14 protein-coding genes are annotated in these 16,786 nt (G+C 37.6%); 4 read left to right on the top strand and 10 right to left on the bottom strand.

What is annotated here, in order from left to right:
• Positions 1–35: 35 nt before the first annotated feature.
• The 5 genes from J3U37_RS00245 to J3U37_RS00225 are packed head-to-tail and all read right to left on the bottom strand — an operon-like array spanning position 36 to position 6,136.
• Positions 36–1,928 (bottom strand): NADH-quinone oxidoreductase subunit N, encoded by a 1,893-nt coding sequence (locus J3U37_RS00245; protein ID WP_267372937.1) that lies wholly within the window; start codon positions 1,926–1,928, stop codon positions 36–38.
• 6 nt (positions 1,929–1,934) lie between these two features.
• Positions 1,935–3,479 carry a complex I subunit 4 family protein gene (locus J3U37_RS00240; RefSeq protein WP_220218140.1) on the bottom strand — a complete coding sequence of 515 codons (1,545 nt, stop codon included), beginning with the start codon at positions 3,477–3,479 and terminating at the stop codon, positions 1,935–1,937.
• Positions 3,480–3,496: 17 nt separating this feature from the next.
• Positions 3,497–5,344: an NADH-quinone oxidoreductase subunit L gene (locus J3U37_RS00235; protein ID WP_220218141.1), complete on the bottom strand. Its 1,848-nt coding sequence runs from the start codon at positions 5,342–5,344 to the stop codon at positions 3,497–3,499.
• Positions 5,341–5,643, bottom strand: a complete 303-nt coding sequence (gene nuoK, locus J3U37_RS00230; protein ID WP_220218142.1) for an NADH-quinone oxidoreductase subunit NuoK — start codon at positions 5,641–5,643, stop codon at positions 5,341–5,343. The genes J3U37_RS00235 and nuoK overlap by 4 nt, the downstream gene beginning before the upstream one ends.
• 1 nt (position 5,644) lies before the next feature.
• Entirely contained in the window at positions 5,645–6,136 is a 492-nt protein-coding gene (locus J3U37_RS00225; protein WP_267372936.1) for an NADH-quinone oxidoreductase subunit J, read from the bottom strand.
• 349 nt (positions 6,137–6,485) lie between these two features.
• On the opposite strand from J3U37_RS00225, the gene ppc reads away from it, so the two are divergent.
• Positions 6,486–9,128 (top strand): phosphoenolpyruvate carboxylase, encoded by a 2,643-nt coding sequence (gene ppc, locus J3U37_RS00220; protein WP_220218144.1) that lies wholly within the window; start codon positions 6,486–6,488, stop codon positions 9,126–9,128.
• 36 nt (positions 9,129–9,164) lie between these two features.
• Here ppc and J3U37_RS00215 read toward each other — a convergent pair whose 3' ends face one another.
• The 5 genes from J3U37_RS00215 to aspS form a co-directional block, all read right to left on the bottom strand.
• Positions 9,165–10,226, bottom strand: coding sequence for a tetratricopeptide repeat protein (locus tag J3U37_RS00215; protein ID WP_220218145.1), 1,062 nt, complete (start codon positions 10,224–10,226; stop codon positions 9,165–9,167).
• 227 nt (positions 10,227–10,453) lie between these two features.
• Positions 10,454–11,917 carry a 4-hydroxy-3-polyprenylbenzoate decarboxylase gene (ubiD, locus tag J3U37_RS00210; protein WP_267334900.1) on the bottom strand — a complete coding sequence of 488 codons (1,464 nt, stop codon included), beginning with the start codon at positions 11,915–11,917 and terminating at the stop codon, positions 10,454–10,456.
• Between the two features lie 77 nt (positions 11,918–11,994).
• Positions 11,995–12,414 (bottom strand): hypothetical protein, encoded by a 420-nt coding sequence (locus J3U37_RS00205; protein WP_267334898.1) that lies wholly within the window; start codon positions 12,412–12,414, stop codon positions 11,995–11,997.
• Positions 12,401–12,877: a dihydroneopterin triphosphate diphosphatase gene (nudB, locus tag J3U37_RS00200; protein ID WP_267329861.1), complete on the bottom strand. Its 477-nt coding sequence runs from the start codon at positions 12,875–12,877 to the stop codon at positions 12,401–12,403. The genes J3U37_RS00205 and nudB overlap by 14 nt, the downstream gene beginning before the upstream one ends.
• A 10-nt stretch (positions 12,878–12,887) precedes the next feature.
• Complete coding sequence (gene aspS, locus J3U37_RS00195) at positions 12,888–14,645, bottom strand: aspartate--tRNA ligase (RefSeq protein ID WP_267372935.1); 1,758 nt, start codon at positions 14,643–14,645, stop codon at positions 12,888–12,890.
• A 286-nt stretch (positions 14,646–14,931) separates the two neighbouring features.
• On the opposite strand from aspS, the gene J3U37_RS00190 reads away from it, so the two are divergent.
• From J3U37_RS00190 to J3U37_RS00180, 3 genes are read left to right on the top strand one after another with little or no spacing between them, the layout of a single operon-like run.
• Positions 14,932–15,477 carry a cysteine hydrolase family protein gene (locus tag J3U37_RS00190; RefSeq protein ID WP_220218149.1) on the top strand — a complete coding sequence of 182 codons (546 nt, stop codon included), beginning with the start codon at positions 14,932–14,934 and terminating at the stop codon, positions 15,475–15,477.
• 52 nt (positions 15,478–15,529) lie between these two features.
• Complete coding sequence (locus tag J3U37_RS00185) at positions 15,530–16,315, top strand: DUF3100 domain-containing protein (RefSeq protein ID WP_267334894.1); 786 nt, start codon at positions 15,530–15,532, stop codon at positions 16,313–16,315.
• Positions 16,316–16,317: 2 nt separating this feature from the next.
• Complete coding sequence (locus J3U37_RS00180; protein ID WP_267372934.1) at positions 16,318–16,767, top strand: hypothetical protein; 450 nt, start codon at positions 16,318–16,320, stop codon at positions 16,765–16,767.
• Positions 16,768–16,786: the final 19 nt, after the last annotated feature.

Here is a 16,786-nt window from a genome sequence, read left to right as displayed (position 1 = left end):
TCCGCCTATCAAATGATGAAGGCGGAAAATGGTGGTTATGTGGTTAAATATTGAGCCATGCTAACTAAGTTAAACATCCATTTAGGATATACGCCACAAATTATGGTTAGCAGTGCTGATAAAACAATAAATAACTCACTAAATTTAATATCACGCCATGTTGATTTGCTAACGTTTTGATTGCTATTGAGATCATCACGTCCTACTGGTCTGATATATAAGTTGATAATAAGTCGGGCATAAAAATATAAGCCTAATGTACTACCAAGAACAATAGCGGCATTTAACCACCATAATTCTGCGGTCACACCTAACATTAATAGTAGAAAACGACCAATAAACCCTGCGGTAAGCGGCACGCCAGCTAAAGACAATAACCCCACGCCCATAGCAAGTGCAAGAATTGGGCGGCGCCAGAATAAGCCGGAAAGATCTATTTCGTTTTCGTGATCTTGGAGTTCATCAGAATGTGATTCCAAACTAATCACACCCAATACACAAATGTTAGCTAAAATATATCCAATTAAATAAACGCCAATGGTTTCTAATGCCAACACTTGATATTGCACTGCAATTAATGCAACAAGTAAATAACCAAAATGGGCAATCGATGAGTATGCTAATAAGCGTTTTAAGCTAGTTTGCATTAAGGCAAATAAGTTACCCCATAAGATTGAGCAAAATGCCATACAAACTAAGATAATACGGATCGTTTCATTATTCACAATCGGCGCCAACAAAAATAGTCTGGCAATGGCACAAAATACTGCCACTTTTCCAACGGTTGATAATAGCAACGCAACTACGGTTGGCGCACCTTGATAAACATCAGGTAACCATAGTTGAAAAGGAACTAAAGAGAGTTTAAATCCAATACCAACTAACATCAAACACACGCCCATGAGTAATAATGTACTTGGGTAAGACATTGTTGAGAGTTGATAACTTAAACCACTAAAAGTTAGCTCACCGGTTGTAGCATAATAAAAAGCAATCCCCATGATTAAAAATGCACTGGCTATCGATGATAAAATCATATATTTAACCGCCGCTTCTAACGAGTGCGTCTGAGAATATTGATAACCGATTAAACCAACAAACGGTATTGAAAGCAGTTCAATACCAATAAAAAAGGCGATTAAATGACTGGCGTAGACTAATGTCACCCCACCTAATGCCATGAAAAGTAAAATGACATAAAATACCCCATGATGAATTTTCTCATGAATAAACCAACGATAAGCTAAGCAAGCAACCACAATAGCAACAATTAAAATCAAGCTGCTATATAGCAATCCATATCCGTCACAGGTAAAAAGTGCAGTAATTTGACGGGCTTTCCATCCGTCATCTGAATCATCTGCCGCCGATTGCTCCTGCGTTGCTGTGGCTTGTGCCGCATTGTTGCTATCTTGAATATTTTCTTGAGTGCTTTCTTGGGTATTATTTTGAGAACTTTCTTGAGTATTGTCTTGATTGTTATTTTGATTAGCAACGTCATTAGCATTTTGGTTGCTATTTCCGTTACTGTTTACATTACTATTTTCATTAGTATTGGTTTCATTGGTATTCGTTTGGTTAGTATTACTTTCCTCAATACTGCTATTTTCACCATTATCTGACGGTTGGTTGGCGTCCTCAGTAGAGTCAGCATCAACGGCAATTGTCTCTTCGCTTGACGGTTGCTGATCTTGAGCGGGTGCAGGCGGTGCAACCGATAATTGCATGTTATCATTACTAATATCAGTAATGGCTTGAGTATTGAACGAAATTTTATAGCCGATGATTGACGAACAAAGCAGCGCACAGCTAAGCGCTAACACCGTTAAAATTGTACATAATTTGGTGCCAATCTTGAAATAAAAGAGAGCAATGAGCAAAACAATGATGGCAAAGCTTAATACAAATATTGGCGATAAAGCTATCATAAGTTATTACTCTCCTACTCGTTCTGATGTTATATACTGCTGGGTTTGATTGACAATAGAATAAGACATATCTAACACCACTTGCGGATATAAACCAATAAAAATAAGCACTAACAACACACTCGATAACAATAAAATATCAATTTTACTGAGCAGATGTTTAGTTACCCCGGCTTTATCCACGACGCCATAAAATATCGGTTGCATACGGATAATAAACGAAATAGACAGTAATAATAAGCCAATCACTAACATAATAGTATAGTAAGAAAATGATGAAGAACTGCCTAATAACATCATATAATTACCAATAAAATTGGCAGTACCGGGGATGCCTAACACCGCCAAAATAAAAAATAGCGTAAATGATGATAGATATTGCACTTGTTCTTTTAAGCCGGTGAACTGATTGATGTTTCTTGTCGAATAACATTCAGCTAATAAACCACTGACCATAAACATGCCTACGATAGCAAGATTAATGGCTATCATTTGAATCACCACACCTTGATAAGCAACGACCGAGCCACTGTAAATAATTGCGGTAACAAAACTCATTAAGGCAATATGAATATAAGCAATGAGTTTTTTTATATCTGTTTGATTAAAGGCGAGTAAAGCGGCATAAACAACAGTAAAGAGCGCTAAAGCCAATATAAATGGCATAATGACGAGCGTTGCATTTGGGAACAGTGGCACCACAAAGCGTAATAATCCAAATGTTGCGGTATTAAGTAGTAAACCGCTAATCATCATCGAACCGGTGGTTGACGATTCAATATGTGCATCAATAAGCCAGCTATGGAATGGCACAAATGGGATTCGTACAATAAAGGCCGCTAAAAAACCTAGCATAATTAAAAATTCGGTATGGCTCGAAATGGGTGTTTTAGTCAGTATTTGATAATCAAAAGTCCAATGCCCGGTCAAATTCCAGTTAATTAAAGCTAATGACACAATCGAGATTAACATCATTAAACTACTTACTTGGGTATAAATTAAAAATTTACTGGCACCATTAAAGCGTAATTGTGAACTTGAATCCCGTCGACCCCATAAAGAGATGATAAAGTAAATCGGAATGGCAACCGCTTCCCAGAAAAAGAACATTAAAAACAGATCGGTAATGACAAACAACATCATAACCGCTGACGCCATAAATAATAGGCATAGATAAAATAAACCACTGTTAGTCAGGTTTTCTTTACAAGAATAAACAATAGTGAGCAAAACGATGAATAGCGAGGAGGTAATAACAATCATCGATAAACCGTCTAACACTAAATGGAAATGAATGCCCAATAATGGGATCCATTCAAGATTGACTTCCTCAGCCCAACTAGCGCCTTGCTCAATAGTATTTATCGCATGTGACCATAAAGTAATTGCCAATATTAAAGTTATTAATATGGTAGTGAAAGCAACCATCATAGGCAATTTTTGCCAACGTACTTGTAGCTGGTTAGTGTTGACAGTTCTTTGCAAAAACATATGGCATAACCAGCCAACAAATCCGCCTAATACCGGTAAAAAAACAAGCCATAACAACATGAAAGTTCACACCTTTATCAAATAAAAATCAGTAACATTAAAATCATAATGCTACCTATGACAATTGACACCATATACCATCTAATATGCCCATTTTCTAAGCTGACAATATATGCATTTATTTTTTTAATTCCCAACATGATCCAATTGTCCCATATGGCTAATGGATCAAGTTTTAACAAGTTAGCTAAATAGATATAAGGTTTAACAAATAGCGTGTGTAATAAATAGTCAAAGTGCCAATCGCTTTTACATAATCTGCCAAAGAATTTAACCATTGGCGTATTAAGCACTTCCTGCACTTCACTATTAGGATGCGCATAAAAGAAGTAAGCGATCACAAAACTCAATAACGTTACAGCGGCTAGTAACAACTGGAATGTTATTCGACCTTTTGTGTCAATATCGGCAATAGGTATAATGCCTTGAATCGGAAATGGAAAATAGATAAATAGCGCTGTAGGAAATATCAATAAGATAAAAATAGGCAAATAATATATCCAGCTAGTTTTGGTTAACTTGCGATGTTTAGATTTATGGTAAAACACCATAAAAATTAAGCGCCAAATACAAAGACTAGACAATAAGATACCAATCAGACCAATCGTACCGGACATTAGACTATCTTGCGCCATAAGTCCCCAAATAATATCCCCTTTGATATAAAATGACGCTGACACCCATGGCATGGCACTTAACGACAGCATAATTAACAAAAATACAACAAATAAGGTTGGGTTAGTCTTGTGTAGACCACCTAATTTAGTGATGTCACGCTCGCCTTGACAATTTCGAATTAAAATTGCTGAGGCAAGTATTAACAGCGTGCTGGTAACAGCATAGTTGATTAAGCAATTAAGTGATAAGTCCCAGCTTTTGGTTGAAAATGCATAGAACAGGTAGCTTATCTGAGCCAGATTAATATAAGTTACGATTCGTTTGATATCATTTTGTACCAACGCTATTGAGCTGGCAAATAACACCGTGAGGGAAGATATCAACATCATGATAGAAAGCGTATCAGATGACATCATAAACAAGTTACTTAATCTTAAAACCAGATAAACGCCAGCAAAAATAACGGTAGAACATTGCATTAAAGCAATTGCCGGCATTGGTGCAAGTGTGGTTTGGGCAAACCATGAATGCATTGGGAAAAGAGCTGATTTACTCATCGCACCCAAAAATAGCATAAAGGTTATCCAAAAGATGATATCAGAATCAATAGCTAAATTTTCGTGCGCTTGGGTTAAAATATCATGAATATTTAAAGTTTCGACAGTCTGATAAAGTAAAAAGATACCAATGATCAAAAAGATATCCGTTAAATGCATCATCACAAATGCTTTAACCGCCGCATAACCGTTTCGAGCTTGTTGGTAATAGATCCCAATTAGCAAGTAAGTACTGATGCTCACCCCTTCCCAACCGAGTAACATAACAAATAGATTATCCACCAGTACCACAGTTAAAATACTTGCAATTAATAAGTTACTGTAGGCATAGAAGGTATAGATATCTTGTCTTGATTTTAGATAACAAGCGGCAAAAAAGTAGATTAATATGCCAAAAAAAGAAGTTAAAACTAAAAAGATTAACGATAACCCATCTAAAGTTAATGAGAGAGGCACAACAAAATCACCGACCGAAAACCACGTCCATAAAGATCGGGTATAGACTAAGGTCATATCCGGCACTGTATTGGAATTAAAATCAATACATGAAAAAACGGTAATTAATGCTATAAGCAACATGGTACTGTTACCAAAAATAATAACATCAATTGAACGAATATGCCTTCCCATAAAAACCAGAATTAAGAAAGATATTAAGGGAATAATGATTGCTAAATAAAGTAAATTCATCCTTTCATTTCACTCAGTGAGTCAATATTAGAGATTTTGCGACGGTAAATTAATTTCATAAGTAGAGCAAGACCAACGCAAGCTTGAGCAATAACAGTTATTACAGCTAATAAAGCGAGCACTCGCCCGTCTGATTGTTGCCATGAACTACTTGCAGCAAATAAGGCAACGATTACGCCATTATTCATAATCATCAGGCTGAGTAATAAAAAATATAAATTACGTCGAATCATCACGCCTAACAGTCCGATCACAAATAGAATAGACGCAAGAATAAGACAATGCATAAGTGGTATCATATTATTTCTCCAACAAAAGTCGATGCATAAAATGATAAGCAATTACACCGGCACCTAATAACAGAAAAATAGCTAATTCGACCATTAAAATGTAAGCATATACTGACATTTCATGCATCAATTCGTGCGATTCTCGAAGTTGAGAATAGTCAGTGCTTACAACACCATAAATGAGTATAACCAGTAAAATAAACGCTAAAATGAGTGGACCTAACCAAATTTTAGGGCTAATACCACGCTGACCATTTTCGACATTATCAACCTTAATTTTAAGGAGACTTGCAACCGACATAAACAGCACGATTGCACCACCAATAAAAAAGATCATATACAAAATAGCCGAAAGATAGATTTTAAGCAGAATAAATATCGATGCTGTAGCAAAAAGTGAAATAGCTAGGTACAAAATAGCTTTATCAACACGTAAGCAAATAATCACTTTTATACTGGCAATAACAGCAATAATTGACGCAATATAAAAAATAGCGTTCATTTAATAACCCAATATACATTCACAATTCCCTTAGTATATACCCAAATGCTTATAAGATACAGTTTACTGACAATCTGTTCATGGAAAAACAGACATAAAATAAACAAAAAGGTAAAAAAAACGAAATTATTAGCAGGGTTTGATTAGCTTAACATGGGTATCAACTATAATAAAAACAGTAAAATTAATAAAGTCCATAAAATTTTATTATTTAAATTCAACGAAACATTGTTATAAAGTATATAACCTGAGCATATTAACTCATATTTAAACCTAATTCTTTAAATTGTCATTTTGGTCATACAGCTTAAAGGCGCTTAGGCAAAATATACATAAAAACGAGAATAGAATGAATAGTAAATACTCATCAATGCGAAGCAACGTCAACATGTTAGGCACATTATTAGGTGATGCAATTAAACGTGCCACCGGTAATCAGACATTTGATTTAGTTGAACAAATAAGACAACTATCTAAATCAGCTCAACAAGGAAATAAGCAAGCGCATAGCGAATTGCTTAAATTAATTGAGAATCTTAATGATCATGATTTACTGCATGTTGCACGGGCATTCAATCAGTTCTTAAATTTGGTTAATACTGCTGCCGAATATTATGGCATTTCACCGCATGGGGAAGCATCGAGCAGTCCTAAAAAAATGACAGAGTTGTTTAATTCGCTCAAAAACTTAAATTTTTCCAATGAAACCATAACGCAAGCAATTAACGATCTGTCTATTGAATTGGTATTAACCGCTCATCCAACTGAAATTAATCGCCGCACTATGATTAATACTTACACGGCGATTAACAGCTGTTTATCACAACTGGATCATAATGATTTAGCCGATTATGAAGTTGAACGCATTATGCGTCGATTAAAACAGTTAGTTTGCCAAGCATGGTATACCGATGAAATTCGCAAAAAACGCCCAACGCCGCTAGATGAAGCAAAATGGGGATTTTCCGTTATCGAAGACAGTTTATGGGAAGGTGTGCCACTGTTTTTACGGGAATTTAATGACCAGCTGGTTGATGCCTTTAATCAAGAATTATCGGTTGAACATGTACCTATCAAATTTACGTCATGGATGGGGGGCGACCGGGACGGTAACCCGAATGTTACGGCTAATGTGACCGAAAGAGTCATGTTACAAGCCAGATTAAAGGCGATCGAACTATTTTTAGCTGATATCCAAATACTAGTGCGTGAATTATCCATGACTGAATGTAGCCAATCGGTGATTGATCTATTAGATGAACCGAATAAATCAGCCTCAGAACCCTATCGCATGGTGATGAAGCAACTACGTTCACGCTTAGTAAAAACCCATAGCTATATTGTTTCATTATTAAATAATGAACAAGTCTTAGCTCCCCATGATATATTGCTTAAAAATGAACAACTATGGACACCGCTTTATACCTGTTATCAGTCATTGATTGAAAACGGAATGTCAACCATTGCGCATGGTCCACTGCTTGATACGCTACGCCGTATTAAAAGTTTTGGTCTTCAATTGGTAAGATTAGATATTCGTCAAGATAGCTCAGTGCACACAGAAGCACTCGATGCATTAACCAAAGAGCTGAATTTAGGCAGCTATGCGCAGTGGTCGGAAGATGAAAAGCAGGCATTTTTATTAACCGAATTGCAATCCAATCGCCCACTACTTCCCTACAACTGGCAACCAGATGAAATGGTGCAAGAAGTATTAGATACTTGTCGGGTAATTAAAAAAGCAGGCGAAGAATCAATTGCATCTTACGTCATCTCAATGGCCAAAGCACCTTCAGATATTTTAGCGGTCTACCTGTTATTAAAGATAGTTGACTGCCAAAAAAATATCCCTGTTGCCCCGCTATTTGAAACCCTTGAAGATCTAAACAATGCCAAATCTGTCATGCAAAAGCTGTTAGATATTCCTTGGTATCGCCAACAGATCAAAGGTAAACAAATGGTCATGATCGGCTATTCTGATTCCGCCAAAGATGCCGGCTCACTGGCTGCCTCCTGGGCACAATATCGCTCACAAGAAGAGCTGGTCAATTTGTTTGAAAAATACCATGTCAACTTAGTACTATTTCACGGGCGAGGTGGTTCAATTGGCCGAGGTGGCGCACCAGCGCACGCCGCCTTACTTTCTCAACCACCGGGATCATTAAAAGGTGGACTTCGAGTTACAGAACAAGGCGAGATGATCCGTTTTAAACTTGGTTTACCGGAAGTGGCGTTAAGTAGCTTAATGCTCTACGCTTCAGCAATATTACAAGCCAACTTATTGCCACCACCTCAGCCAAAACAAGCATGGCGAGATATTATGGATGAAATGTCCGACGTTTCCTGCCAATGTTACCGAAGCTACGTTCGTGAACGTGCTGAATTTGTTGACTACTTTCGCGCGGTCACGCCTGAAGCAGAATTAGGCAGATTACCATTAGGTTCAAGGCCACAAAAACGGCGAACTGGCGGTGGTATTGAAAGCTTGCGCGCCATTCCTTGGATTTTCGCATGGACACAAAACCGCCTAATGGTACCTTCATGGCTCGGTGCAGGTAGTGCGTTAAGATTAGTGATTAATGCCGGTAAAAAAGATCTGCTACAAGATATGTATCACAACTGGCCATTTTTTAATGCCCGATTAGGGATGCTGGAAATGGTATACGCCAAAGCCGCACCAAATATTCATGAATATTATGAACAAAGGCTTGTCGACCCTATCTTATGGCCGTTAGGCGAAGAGTTACGGACTTTATTAACCGAAGATATCAACACCGTATTAACTATTACTGATGATATTAGTTTAATGGCAGATTTACCATGGATTGCCGAATCAGTCGCTTTACGCAATATCTATATTGAACCGCTGAATTTATTACAAGCGGAGCTATTGAATCGTTCACGCAAACATAGTGATGAAAATAGTGTTGTGGAGCAAGGGTTGATGATAACGATATCAGGTATTGCCGCAGGTATGCGTAATTCCGGATAAATCACATAAATAAAAAAAGGGCGTTGTGCCCTTTTTTTATTTTTCTACAGTAAGCTCTTCTAAATAATTTTTTGCATCCGGATCACCTTGTTCACTTGCTTTAGTGAACCAGTATATAGCTTTCTTTTTATCTTTCTCTAAACCTTGACCCTGTAAATATTTAACGGCTAAATTATATTGTGCATCGACACTACCTTGCTCGGCAGCTTTGAAATACCACTCAACCGCTTTTTTCTCGTCTTTTTCAACGCCACTACCGACGTCATACATCACAGCGATATTATACTGCGCTTCGGCATTACCCGCTTCGGCAGCTTGAGTAAACCAATAAGCAGCTTGTTCATTATCAGGGCGAGTACCGCTACCGGTTGCATAGATAATCCCTAAATTAAACATCGCTAATACGTGGCCATGTTGAGCTGCTTGAGTAAAAAAGTAAGTGGCAGCCACATCGTCTTTCGTTAACCCATCACCTTTTTGAGACATTAACCCCAGATAATATTGTGCTTCAGCGTTGTTATCTTTAGCAGCTTGACTAAACCAGTCAGCAGCCGTTATCCGATTTTCCTCTACCCCGTCACCAAAATAGTACATAATACCTAAATTAAGATAGGCATCATACACTCCGCCATCACCGGCTTGGGTCAGATAGTCGATAGCCGTTTGGATGTTTTTTTCGACCCCTTCACCATTTTTATACATCATCGCTAAATTATACTTTGCTAAAGCATAATTTTGATCAGCAGCCATTTTAAAATACTTAATTGCTTGAGGTAAGTTGCGTTTGGTACCTAAGCCATTGAGATACATATAAGCTAAATTATTTTGCGCTTTAGCTAACCCTTGTTCAGCCGCTTTTCCATACCAAAACAGCGCTTTTAAATCACTACTTTGATCACCGGAAGCTTGTTTATAAATAGTGGCAAGTGAGTATTGCGATTCGGCATTACCTTTTTCCGCAGAAAGTTGTAAAGAAGGAATTAATGCATTAGGATCGCTTACCTTTATTTCGGTATCGGTCTGCACTTTGGCTTCATTTGCTGTTACCGTAAAAGTTATCGATAATAGCAAAGCTAATAAAGTTTGTATTTTTCTCATAATTTTCTATTTACCATAACATGGCAGTGATTATACATAATTGCGTCACAAGGCAATAGTTTTTGTTTATAAAACAATAAAGATAACTCAGTTATATCAATTAACTGGATAAAAACCCGTATCATTGTATATACAACTTAAAGCTATCTTTAATTCTCTAGCAACACTTTTTTAACTAAACCAAATGGCATTGAGGTAATAACTAAAAACAGTATTGATAAAACAGACTAAAGACCAAGTTCATCCCAAATATCGTCAATATGCGCAATTATTTTAGGATCTTTTTTAATTATTTTTCCCCATTCACGATGGCTTTCACCCACCCATTTATTGGTCGCATCTAACCCCATTTTAGAGCCTAATCCCGAAACAGGCGAGGCAAAATCGAGATAATCAATCGGTGTATTATCAATAAATGTAGTATCACGATGCGGATCCATACGGGTAGAAATTGCCCACATCACATCTTTCCAGTCCCGGGCATTAATATCATCATCACACACAATAACAAACTTAGTATACATAAATTGACGAAGATAAGACCAAACCCCCATCATAATTCGTTTGGCATGACCGGGATACTGCTTTTTAATCGTAACGATAGCAATACGATAAGAGCACCCTTCTGGTGGTAAGTAAAAATCAACAATTTCGGGAAACTGTTTTTGTAATATGGGAATAAACACTTCATTTAATGCCAATCCCATAACCGCAGGTTCATCCGGTGGTCTGCCAGTGTAAGTGGAGTGATATATCGCATCTTGACGACGAGTCAAATGGGTAACGGTAAATACAGCAAATTGCTCAACTTCGTTATAATAACCGGTATGATCACCAAACGGACCTTCCGGCGCCATTTCATTTGGATCAATATACCCTTCTAAAATAATTTCAGCGCTGGCAGGGACATCCAGTTCGTTGGATAAAGATTTGACAACTTCCGTTCGCCCGCCTCGTAGTAATCCAGCAAAAGCGTATTCTGATAAGGTATCAGGTACCGGGGTTACCGCCCCTAATATCGTTGCCGGATCGGCACCAATTGCGACACTAACCGGAAACTTTTCATTAGGGTATGCTTGTTGCCATTCGGCAAAATCAAGGGCGCCACCACGATGTGACAACCAACGCATAATTAACTTATTTTTTCCTAATAACTGTAAACGATATATCCCTAAGTTTTGCCGATCTTTATAGGGGCCTTTGGTAATCGTCAGTCCCCAGGAAAGCAGTGGCGCCACATCTTCCGGCCAGCAATGCATAATAGGTAAACGATTTAGATCAACTTCGTCATCTTTAAAAATCACTTCCTGACAAGGTGCAGATGATCGGCGTTTAACCGGCATATTTAACACTTGCTTATATTTAGGTAATACATTGAAAAATTGACGAATGCCTTTAGGCGGATCCGGCTCACGTAAAAAAGCTAATAGTTCGCCAATTTCACGCAGTGCGGTGGTATCTTCCCGCCCCATTCCCATAGCAACACGTTTGGCAGTACCAAATAAATTACAAAGTACCGGCATATCGTAACCGATAGGGTTTTCAAATAATAGCGCCGGACCTTGCTGACGTAATACCCGATCAGCAATTTCCGTCATTTCAAGATAAGGATTAATAGGGTAAGTTATTCTTTTTAACTCACCTTGCTGCTCAAGATAAGTTAAAAATTCACGAAAAGTAGAAAAATGCATGATTACTCCCTATTAGTCCCGACACTTTTTTTAATTATATTCAAAGTTGATGTGAATAATCCAATTTTGACTATTGATTAATCAACATCGAAATTCAAACTGTAAATAGGCTGTTGTTTATCAGCATTACACTTAACTATTTTGGCTAAAAGAAATTGATATTGATTTTGGTCAAGCTCAGTAAACTCATCTTTATCAACTTGATACAATAGATAGCTTTTATGTTTATCTTCAAATGTAAATGAAGCTATCCAATCATTACGATCTTCATAATAATCGTTAGTATAGATTTCCACAATCGTGTCATCTTTCAGATCCGGATTGTTGGCGAATTGGTGATCTACAATATTTTCAGAAATGACATTATCGGACTCATTAAACACTAAATAATCATGCGGATTTGTCCTACACTCTTTAATGATGATGGTATCGGCATGGCTATTAAAACTAAAAAAGAACAAACTGCTTAAAACAATAGCGAACTTACTTAATTTCATTGTTGACCTCTTCATTATGTTTCATGATGCTATCAATTTTACCGATCGCCTCAGCATTGTTTGGCGATAAAGTAAGATTTGCAGCGTTTTTTATTGTCATCCATTGATAAGATAAATGTTCAGATAATATTGGGGTTACCTCAGAGGAAATTGGCAGATAAAACCAATGTTCTTTATTTATTTTAACATTTGGAGCATATCTATGTATAAATTGCGGGAAAATCTCAAATTCAACACTATAATTAGCGTCAATTAACTTTAGCTTTTGACCGATTATATCGATACCTGTTTCTTCCATAACTTCACGAATTGCCGTATCTTGCGGCAATTCGTCATCTTCCATACTACCTGTGACCGACTGCCAAAAATTCGGATCGTCTTTGCGTTGCAACATCAAACAGCGTTTGGTTGTTTGACAAAAAATAACAACTAAGACAGATTCCGGTTTTTTAAACATTCGCATCAAATTATCGCTATTTTTTACTGACTTCAATGCCAAGTTCGACCAATGCGGCAGGATTAGCCGGGCTTGGTGCATCAGTTAATAAACAGGTTGCCGCTGTAGTTTTAGGGAAGGCAATAACATCACGAATATTATCAGTGCCCGATAACAGCATAGTTAATCTATCTAACCCAAATGCTAAGCCTGCGTGTGGTGGAGTACCATATTTTAATGCATCAAGTAAGAAGCCAAACTTTTCACGTTGATCATGTTCATCAATCCCCAAAATAGAGAATACGGCTTGCTGCATTTCACTACGATAAATACGCACCGATCCACCACCAACTTCATAACCATTAATCACCATATCATACGCATTTGCCACCGCCGCTTGTGGATTATTGATAAGTTGCTCCGGTGTAAAATCTTTCGGTGAGGTAAATGGATGATGCATTGCACTCAGTCCGTCATCCGTCTCTTCAAACATCGGAAAATCAACCACCCAAAGCACCGCCCATTTACTTTCGTCGGTTAAAGCTAAATCTTTACCAATTTTTAAACGTAAAGCGCCAAGTGCATCACTGACCACTTTATAGCTATCAGCACCAAATAATAAAATATCACCGTCTTTGGCATTAGCACGATCAAGTAACGCTTCCATTTGCGATTGATTGAAGAATTTCGCAATCGGGCTTTGTACCCCGTCTAAACCTTTGCTACGCTCATTAACTTTGATCCAAGCCATACCTTTAGCGCCGTAAACTGAAATAAATTGCGTATAATCATCTAACTGTTTACGTGTTAACTGCGCACCATTAGGTACACACAGCAAAGCAACCCGACCTTTGGCATCATTGGCTGGCGCAGAAAATACTTTAAAATCGACATCTTTAACCAAATCTGCCACATCAATAATTTCCAGCGGATTACGTAAATCCGGCTTATCACTTCCGTAACGGCGCATTGCTTCAGCATAAGTCATTACCGGGAATTTACCCAGATCGACATTTTTGACATGTAGCCAAAGTTCGCGGATCATCTGTTCCATGATTTCACGAACTTGTTCAGCAGTCATAAACGATGTTTCAACATCAATTTGAGTAAATTCTGGCTGGCGGTCAGCACGAAGATCCTCATCACGAAAACATTTAACAATTTGATAATAACGATCAAAACCTGACATCATTAACAGTTGTTTAAACAGTTGTGGCGATTGTGGCAGCGCATAAAACTCACCATGATGAATACGACTAGGTACTAAATAGTCACGAGCACCTTCCGGCGTTGCTTTGGTTAACATCGGTGTTTCGATATCTAAAAAGCCGTGCTCATTCATAAAAGCGCGCACAAAAGCCGTGATTTTCGCTCGAGTTTTAAAAATGGTAGACATTTCCGGGCGACGCAGATCGATATAGCGATATTTCAAGCGCTGCTCTTCACTGTTATTTTGATTAAAATCGAGTGGTAAAACATCGCTGCGATTAAATATTGTCAATTCTGTCGCCAATATCTCAACTTCACCGGTAGCCATATCTTTATTGATTTGTCCTTCCGGTCTGGCTCGCACTTTACCTTTAATTTGAATACAAAATTCATTACGAAGTTCGCCAGCAAGTTGATATGCTTGTTGATAATCGGGATCAAAAAAGACTTGCACAATCCCTTCACGATCACGCATATCAATAAAAATCATACCACCTAAGTCTCGACGTTTATTAACCCAACCGCATAAAGTGACTTCTTGATTAATATAATTTGCATTGAGTTGCCCGCAATAAATTGTTCTCATTAAAATATCCTGTGTACTATTGCCAAAAATGCTAGTTATTATAGAGCAATTTATCCGGGTATAAAGACTATGATAAAAATAATCATCATTTAATTTACTTATACTCAGTTTTTGATAATAAATTTACTTTATAAATAAGTTATATAAAGTAAATGAAATTCAAAAAGATACCAATTATTCCTTTATAGTACTGACAAATCTCATCAAAACGGCTAATGAAAATCACTTGTCATATCATATATTTATTAATAAGCTTTAACTTTCTTAGCTAATTTGTTTACTTTATATGAAAGCTTTAATTTCAATTGATTACACTAACGATTTCGTTGCAGACAATGGTGCTTTAACGACCGGGTCAGTTGGTCAACATATTGAGTCTGAAATAGTAAAAGTAACGCAATCATTTATTAAAGATAACCATTTTGTCGTTTTCGCCATTGATGCGCATGATCCTTCAGATAGCTATCATCCGGAAAATAAACTCTTTCCACCACATAATCTTATTGGCACTAGTGGGCAACAATTATTTGGCCGTTTAGATTCGCTATATCAAAAACATAAAAATAGTGATCACCTCTATTGGATCAATAAACGTCACTACTCTGCCTTTTGTGGCACAGATCTCGATTTACGCTTACGTGAAAGACACATTAGTGAAATCCACTTAACCGGCGTTTGTACGGATATTTGCATATTACATACCGCCGTCGATGCCTACAATTTAGGTTATAACATCGTGATTCATCAAAATGCGGTAGCTAGCTTCGATCCCGTTGGTCATCAATGGGCTTTGAATCATTTTAAAAATACGTTGGGAGCAACAATAGTTTAAGATAGATAGTTTAAAAAAATTAGACTAATAGCAATAAAAATAAGGAGTTAGGATGGAGGTTTTAAAAGACTATAGAGTGCATTTTCTTGCACTGCTTGTTGTTTTATTATGTGAGTTTATCGGTAAGCAATCAATTTGGACAATTGTGGTTTACCCAATGCTGTTTGCCATGATAATTGGCGGCATTATTAGTTTACCGAAATTGAAGATACTGAAAATTAAAAATATGAATCATGCCAGCACCGTGATGATTATTACCTTAATGCTACTGGTTGCCAAACTTGGAGTATCAGTGGGTCCCAAAATTGATATGATTTTACACGACGCAAAACTCGCTTTGATTTTTCAAGAGCTGGGACATTTCGCCGGTACCATATTATTAGGCTTACCGCTGGCAATGATGCTAGGGATGAAACGAGAAGCGGTTGGCGCCACTTACTCGGTTGCGCGTGAACCCAATATTGCGATTGTTGCCGACAAATATGGCCTTGAATCGCCGGAAGGACGTGGTGTGATGGCAATGTATGTTTGTGGCACACTTTATGGCGCAATATGGATGAGTATTCTTGCCACTTTAATGGCTAAATTTAATATTTTGCATCCTTATGCTTTAGCCATGGGCGCTGGGGTTGGAAGTGGCAGCATGATGGCCGCCTCCCTTGCACCAATCAGCGATCTTTACCCGCACATGGCGAACGAAATTAAAGCTTATGCCACAACCGCTAACCTAATGTCGAGCATTGTTGGCATCTATATTTATACTTTATTTTCTCTACCATTTGCATCATTTTTGTATAACACACTTGCCCGTTTTCGACGCAATAAAGAGGGCGCATAATTATGAAGATTTTAGAAACACTTTTTTTACTTATTTTAGTTGCAATTATCATGGCCGCTGGCAACTCAGTCGGTTATCACATTGATTTTATGGTTTCACTACAAGCCATGGCTATTTTAGTCGCGATATCCATTGTCGGCTTTTTTATCAGCAAAATTCCGGTGCTCAATAAACTACCGGTTATTTTATGGGTATCAGTTGCCGCTGCGGTGGCGTCCTCCCCGATCTTTCCATTTAATGAGCAAGTGGTATCGATAACCAATGAGGTCTCTTTGCTAGCGGTTTGTACACCGGTGCTTGCCTATGCAGGATTAGCAATCGGTAAAGATCTTGCTTTATTTAAAAGTATATCGTGGCGAATCATTCCGGTATCGCTAGCGGTATTTTCGGGCACCTTTATTTTTGCGGCAATTATTGCTCAAATCACATTACAATGGGAAGGCGTTATCTAATTTAGATAAGGATGATATT

The organism is Gilliamella sp. B3172 (assembly GCF_026536465.1).
GTDB lineage: Bacteria > Pseudomonadota > Gammaproteobacteria > Enterobacterales > Orbaceae > Gilliamella.
Note: the sequence above shows the minus strand (reverse complement) of the source record. Positions and strands in the feature narration are given on the sequence as shown.

Bases quoted from the DNA above. Each gene is read 5' to 3' on its own strand.
- J3U37_RS00180 (WP_267372934.1), top strand. From the start codon at position 16,318: ATGAAGATTTTAGAAACACTTTTTTTACTTATTTTAGTTGCAATTATC.
- J3U37_RS00185 (WP_267334894.1), top strand. From the start codon at position 15,530: ATGGAGGTTTTAAAAGACTATAGAGTGCATTTTCTTGCACTGCTTGTT.
- J3U37_RS00240 (WP_220218140.1), bottom strand. From the start codon at position 3,479: ATGTTGTTATGGCTTGTTTTTTTACCGGTATTAGGCGGATTTGTTGGC.
- ppc (WP_220218144.1), top strand. From the start codon at position 6,486: ATGAATAGTAAATACTCATCAATGCGAAGCAACGTCAACATGTTAGGC.
- J3U37_RS00235 (WP_220218141.1), bottom strand. From the start codon at position 5,344: ATGAATTTACTTTATTTAGCAATCATTATTCCCTTAATATCTTTCTTA.
- ubiD (WP_267334900.1), bottom strand. From the start codon at position 11,917: ATGCATTTTTCTACTTTTCGTGAATTTTTAACTTATCTTGAGCAGCAA.
- J3U37_RS00190 (WP_220218149.1), top strand. From the start codon at position 14,932: ATGAAAGCTTTAATTTCAATTGATTACACTAACGATTTCGTTGCAGAC.
- J3U37_RS00245 (WP_267372937.1), bottom strand. From the start codon at position 1,928: ATGATAGCTTTATCGCCAATATTTGTATTAAGCTTTGCCATCATTGTT.
- J3U37_RS00215 (WP_220218145.1), bottom strand. From the start codon at position 10,226: ATGAGAAAAATACAAACTTTATTAGCTTTGCTATTATCGATAACTTTT.
- nuoK (WP_220218142.1), bottom strand. From the start codon at position 5,643: ATGATACCACTTATGCATTGTCTTATTCTTGCGTCTATTCTATTTGTG.
- J3U37_RS00225 (WP_267372936.1), bottom strand. From the start codon at position 6,136: ATGAACGCTATTTTTTATATTGCGTCAATTATTGCTGTTATTGCCAGT.
- nudB (WP_267329861.1), bottom strand. From the start codon at position 12,877: ATGCGAATGTTTAAAAAACCGGAATCTGTCTTAGTTGTTATTTTTTGT.
- J3U37_RS00205 (WP_267334898.1), bottom strand. From the start codon at position 12,414: ATGAAATTAAGTAAGTTCGCTATTGTTTTAAGCAGTTTGTTCTTTTTT.
- aspS (WP_267372935.1), bottom strand. From the start codon at position 14,645: ATGAGAACAATTTATTGCGGGCAACTCAATGCAAATTATATTAATCAA.